Origin of the sequence: Streptomyces sp. NPDC058955 (genome assembly GCF_042741435.1) — a bacterium.
Taxonomy (GTDB): domain Bacteria; phylum Actinomycetota; class Actinomycetes; order Streptomycetales; family Streptomycetaceae; genus Streptomyces.
In genome coordinates this window covers 37,581-42,556 of the sequence record NZ_JBHYKM010000057.1, presented here as the reverse complement: position 1 = coordinate 42,556, position 4,976 = coordinate 37,581, and the positions used below count along the sequence as shown (strand labels likewise).

Annotated in this window: 5 protein-coding genes; 2 read left to right on the top strand and 3 right to left on the bottom strand. The window is 73.6% G+C overall.

The features are described 5' to 3' along the window. Positions 1–65 precede the first annotated feature (65 nt). Positions 66–509 (top strand): hypothetical protein, encoded by a 444-nt coding sequence (locus ACFW1I_RS21935; protein ID WP_384672488.1) that lies wholly within the window; start codon positions 66–68, stop codon positions 507–509. A 6-nt stretch (positions 510–515) separates the two neighbouring features. Here ACFW1I_RS21935 and ACFW1I_RS21930 read toward each other — a convergent pair whose 3' ends face one another. The 3 genes from ACFW1I_RS21930 to ACFW1I_RS21920 form a co-directional block, all read right to left on the bottom strand. Beyond that, positions 516–1,661, bottom strand: coding sequence for a GDSL-type esterase/lipase family protein (locus tag ACFW1I_RS21930; protein ID WP_384672486.1), 1,146 nt, complete (start codon positions 1,659–1,661; stop codon positions 516–518). Between the two features lie 201 nt (positions 1,662–1,862). Then, positions 1,863–3,485, bottom strand: coding sequence for a malate synthase A (gene aceB / locus ACFW1I_RS21925; protein WP_384672484.1), 1,623 nt, complete (start codon positions 3,483–3,485; stop codon positions 1,863–1,865). Between the two features lie 255 nt (positions 3,486–3,740). Continuing rightward, complete coding sequence (locus ACFW1I_RS21920) at positions 3,741–4,379, bottom strand: NTP transferase domain-containing protein (RefSeq protein ID WP_384672482.1); 639 nt, start codon at positions 4,377–4,379, stop codon at positions 3,741–3,743. Between the two features lie 157 nt (positions 4,380–4,536). On the opposite strand from ACFW1I_RS21920, the gene ACFW1I_RS21915 reads away from it, so the two are divergent. Beyond that, complete coding sequence (locus tag ACFW1I_RS21915) at positions 4,537–4,866, top strand: DUF5955 family protein (RefSeq protein WP_384672479.1); 330 nt, start codon at positions 4,537–4,539, stop codon at positions 4,864–4,866. Positions 4,867–4,976: the final 110 nt, after the last annotated feature.

Genomic DNA, 4,976 nt, shown 5'->3' with positions numbered 1-4,976 from the left:
CCGCGGGGCCCCCGAGGGCGTGGGGGCGCGCGGCGGCCCTGTGCCCCACCCGGGGGGCCGCGCGCGTGAGCGCCGAGGGGCGCACCTCGCGCGGGGAGACCGCCGAAGCCTGGTCGGAGCTGCTGGCCGCGCTCGGCGCCGTCCACGCCCATGCCTCCGAAGGGGCCGCCGTCCGCGCCCTGTTCGGGCTCCTCGACACGGCCTCCGCCCCGCCCGGCGCCCTGCGCGGCGCGCTGCGCGACCCGGTGATCGGCGCCTACGCCCTGGACGCGCTCCGGACGCGCGGCGAGGACGCCGACCCGGTCCAGGTGCCGGTGTCGGCCCGGGCCCTGCGCGTCCTCGACCGGCTGCCCGCCAAGAAGGGGCCGCTGGAGTCCCGGCGGGCCGCCTTCGACGCGGCGGCGGCCGACTGGCCGGGCGGCTCGGCCGCCCTGGTCGGGGCGATGGCCGAGGCCGACCGGCACGGCACCGAGCGGGCCCTCGGCCCGCTCGGCATCAGCCTGCCGTGAGGTGCGTCAGCCCGCCGTGAGGTACATCCCCGACGGCCCGGCGCCCGCCGTGTTCCGGCAGGCCCGGTGGCCCGACGGGACGGCGTGGATCAGCGCGAGGCAGCGCCCGAGGGCCTGCTGACCGTACGCGTTGGGGTGCATGGACTCCTGGACGAGGCCCTGGGTGGACTGGCTGTCGATCCACCGCGCCCACTCGCTCGCCGCCCCCGACGGCGGCAGCGCCGCCGTCACCTGACGGCTCGCCTTCGCGCACACCTCCCGGCCCTGGAGCGTGTCCCGCAGGTCGAGGAACTGCGCGCCCTTCGCGACCGCCACCTGCCGCAGCCGGTTCGCGAGCTGAGGGACGAGGGAGTCCCGCGCCCAGTCGGAGTCCTTGTTCCAGAACGGGCAGCCGCCGGTGTTCGTCCGGGACCAGCCGCTCTCCGCGTAGCGGTTCTCGGCGGCGCGGGGGATCGGCGACGGGTACGACTGGAGCACGATCCGGTAGTCGGAGGCCGCGTACCCCGCGCCGGTCATCACGGCCCGGATCTCGTCGACCGCCTTGCCGACGTCGGCCATCACGCCGTCGATCCTGGCGTCGACCTCGGCCTGCTGGTCGTCGTGGCAGTACGAGTACCAGACGATGTAGTCGGTGGCGCAGGTGGTGATGATGTCGGCGAAGCCGAGGTCGTTGCCCCCGATCGACAGGGCGATCAGCTCCACGTCGTGCGAGGCGGCGACGGCGGCCAGCTGGTCGGCCTGCGGGGCCTCGCCCTTGTACGCCCGGCCGCCCTGCGCGGCGCGGAAGACGTTCTCGGTGGTGGCCCCGGAGCAGGCCAGGTTGATCAGGGTGCTCGCGATCGGTCCGGCGCTCCTGACCTCGGAGACGTCCGAGCGGTGGCAGCCGCCGGCGGTGGAGCCGTACACCCGCGACGGGTCGTAGCCGCTGCCGGTCCAGGCCCGGTCGGTGCCGTCGCGGCTGCCGGAGTTCGTGAGGCTGTTGCCGAGCCAGCGGCCGGCCTCGCCGGAGACGTAGCTGTCGCCCATGGCGACGACGGCGGTGGGGCCGCTGCCGGCGGCGGCGTGGGCGGCCGGAGCGGCGGCCGTGGCCAGTCCGGCGGCGGTACACAGGGCCAGGAGTGCGCGCAGCGCGCGGTGGGGGGTCGAGAGCATGGCTGTGTGCTCCTGCGGTACGCAGTGACGTGGGGGACAGCCGCCGGCCGGTGGCATGGCGGAATCTCGCACGCGCCGGCTTATTACCGCTAGGTAGCTGCATATCTCGGTTGCGTCACGTCCCCTGTGACGCGCCAGGGCCCGGGCCCCGGAGCTGTGCGTTCACCGGGGGCCGGGCCCTGTACGGGGGTGCGTCGGAGATCAGCCGACGAGCTGCTCGTACGCGGGGAGGGTGAGGAAGTCCGCGTAGTCGGCGTCGAGGGAGACGTGCAGGAGGAGGTCGTGGGCCTGCTGCCACTTGCCGGCGGCGAACGCCTCCTCGCCGATCTCGGCGCGGATGGCGGCCAGCTCCTCGGCGGCGACCTTGCGGGCCAGCTCCGGGGTCGCCTTCTCGCCGTTCTCGAACACGACGCCCGCGTTGATCCACTGCCAGATCTGCGAGCGGGAGATCTCGGCGGTGGCCGCGTCCTCCATCAGGTTGAAGATGGCGACGGCGCCGAGGCCGCGCAGCCACGCCTCGATGTAGCGGATGCCGACCTGGGCCGCGTTGCGCAGGCCGTCGTAGGTGGGCTTGGCGTCGAGCGAGTCGATGGCGATGAGGTCGCCGGGGGCCACCGAGACGTCCTCGCGCAGGCGGTCCTTCTGGTTCGGCCTGTCGCCGAGGACGGCGTCGAAGGAGGCCATGGCGATCGGCACGAGGTCGGGGTGGGCGACCCAGGAGCCGTCGAAGCCGTCGCCGGCCTCGCGGTCCTTGTCGGCCTTGACCTTCTCGAAGGCGACCTTGTTGACCTCGGCGTCCTTGCGGGACGGGATGAAGGCCGCCATGCCGCCGATCGCGTGCGCGCCGCGCTTGTGGCAGGTGCGGACCAGGAGTTCGGTGTACGCGCGCATGAACGGGGCCGTCATCGTGACCGCGTTGCGGTCCGGCAGGACGAACTTCTGCCCGCCGTCACGGAAGTTCTTGACGATGGAGAAGAGGTAGTCCCAGCGGCCCGCGTTGAGGCCGGCGGCGTGGTCGCGGAGCTCGTAGAGGATCTCCTCCATCTCGTACGCGGCCGTGATGGTCTCGATGAGGACCGTGGCGCGGACGGTGCCCTGCGGGATGCCGACGTAGTCCTGGGCGAAGACGAAGATGTCGTTCCAGAGGCGGGCCTCCAGGTGCGACTCGGTCTTCGGCAGGTAGAAGTACGGGCCCTTGCCGAGGTCGATCAGGCGCTGCGCGTTGTGGAAGAAGTACAGGCCGAAGTCGACGAGCGCGCCGGGAACGGACCGTCCCTCGAAGGCGAGGTGACGCTCCTCCAGGTGCCAGCCGCGCGGCCGCATGACGACCGTGGCGAGCTCCTCGGCGGGCTTGAGGGCGTACGACTTGCCGGTGCGGGCGTCGGTGAAGTCGATGTTCCGGGTGTAGGCGTCGATCAGGTTGACCTGGCCGAGGACCACGTTCTCCCAGGTGGGCGCCGAGGCGTCCTCGAAGTCCGCGAGCCACACCTTCGCGCCGGAGTTGAGCGCGTTGATCGTCATCTTGCGGTCGGTCGGGCCGGTGATCTCGACACGGCGGTCGTTCAGGGCCGCCGGGGCCGGCGCGACCTTCCAGGAGTCGTCGGCGCGGATCGCCGCGGTCTCCGGCAGGAAGTCGAGGGTCGAGGTGCGGGCGATCTCGGCGCGGCGCTCGGCGCGGCGCGCGAGCAGCTCGTCCCGGCGCGGGGTGAACCGGCGGTGGAGCTCGGCGACGAAGGCGAGGGCCGCCTCCGTCAGCACCTCCTCCTGGCGCGGCAGGGGCTCGGCGTCGACGACGACCAGGGGGGACGGCGCTGGTGCGGACATGACCTGTCACTTCCTTCAGCGGACTACGCGTGCGGTACCTGGCGGCCGCCGGGCGTCACGGACGGCACGGAGTGCCGCGGGTGCCGAGATACGGCCGCGAGCGCCGTCACAGGGGATCAGGCGCTTCTATGCAGTGGATATTAGTTTCCTCATGGTGGAAGTTCAATCGTTTGTTGATGTCGAGATTCTTCGGGTCGACAGAACGTGGCTCCGGGTGCCAGCCCCCTCACTCCAGGTGCCCGCACCCGGCGCGCCTCACCCCTCCAGCCGGTGCAGGTCCCCCTCGGTGTCGATGTCGAAGGGCTCCGCGACGTCCGAACAGTCCACCAGCGTCACCGCCTCCCGGTGCGCCGCCAGATAGTCCCGCGCCCCCCGGTCGCCCTCCGCGCCCGCCGCGATCCCCGCCCACCGGTCCGCGCCGAACAGCACCGGATGCCCCCGCTCCCCGTCGTACGAGGCCGCCGCCAGCGCGTCCCGCGCCCCGTACGCGGCCCGCACCCGGGCCACCGCCGCCGCGCCGATCCCCGGCTGGTCCACCAGCGACACCAGGGCCGCGTCCACCCCGCGCGGATCCGCCGCCAGCGAGGCCAGCCCGACCCGCAGCGACGAACCCATGCCCTCCGCCCACCCCGGGTTCTCCACCAGTACGCACCCCGGCAGCTCGGCCCGCTCCCGGACGAGCTCCGCCGACGCGCCCAGCACCACGTGCACCACCGCGCAGCCGCCCTCGCGCAGCACCCGCACCGCGTGCTCGACCAGCGGACGGCCCCGGTACGGCAGCAGCGCCTTCGGCCGCCCGCCGAGCCGCCGCCCGCCGCCGGCGGCCAGCAGCAGACCCGCGACGAGCGGCTGGGAGGAAGGGGAGGAAGGAGAGGGAGAGACAGTCTTCGTCATGGGGACTGCTTACCTCATGACACGGAATGACACGGTCGCATGAATGCGGCGCCCGGCCTCTTCCCCGCCGGGCGGCCGAGGTGTTGACTGACCCCCACTCAGGGCGCCCGACCACCGCCCGGAGCCAGTCGGAGCGGACGTCTCGGAGTGGGGGACCGTGTTGCGGAGCGTGGAGCAGAGGCCAGTGACCGGCGAGACAGTGGACCCGAGGGTGGCCGGACTGCGGTCCGCCGTGGCCCGCCTCCGGCGCGAACTGGCCGGACACCGGGTGGAGTTCGCCGACCGTGAGATCGCCGAGGACGAACTGGCGGCGCTCGACGCGATGGCGGTGAGCGGCGCCCCCGAGGTGTGGCGGCTGCGCCGCAGCCTGCTCCTCGTGGCCGGCTCGCTCGGCTCCGTCAGCGCCCTCGCCGAGGCCCTGGCGGGCGTGCGCCACGCCGTCGAGCTCTTCGGCCCCGCCCTGCCGCCCCAGCCCCCCGGCCACTGATCCGGTCCGGTCCGAAGGACACGCCTAGCGCCGGATCAGCCGCCGCCACACCCGGCCGGCCCCGCCCGCGGGGCGCGAGACAACGACCGCCGAGGGGGTATAGTGAGAGG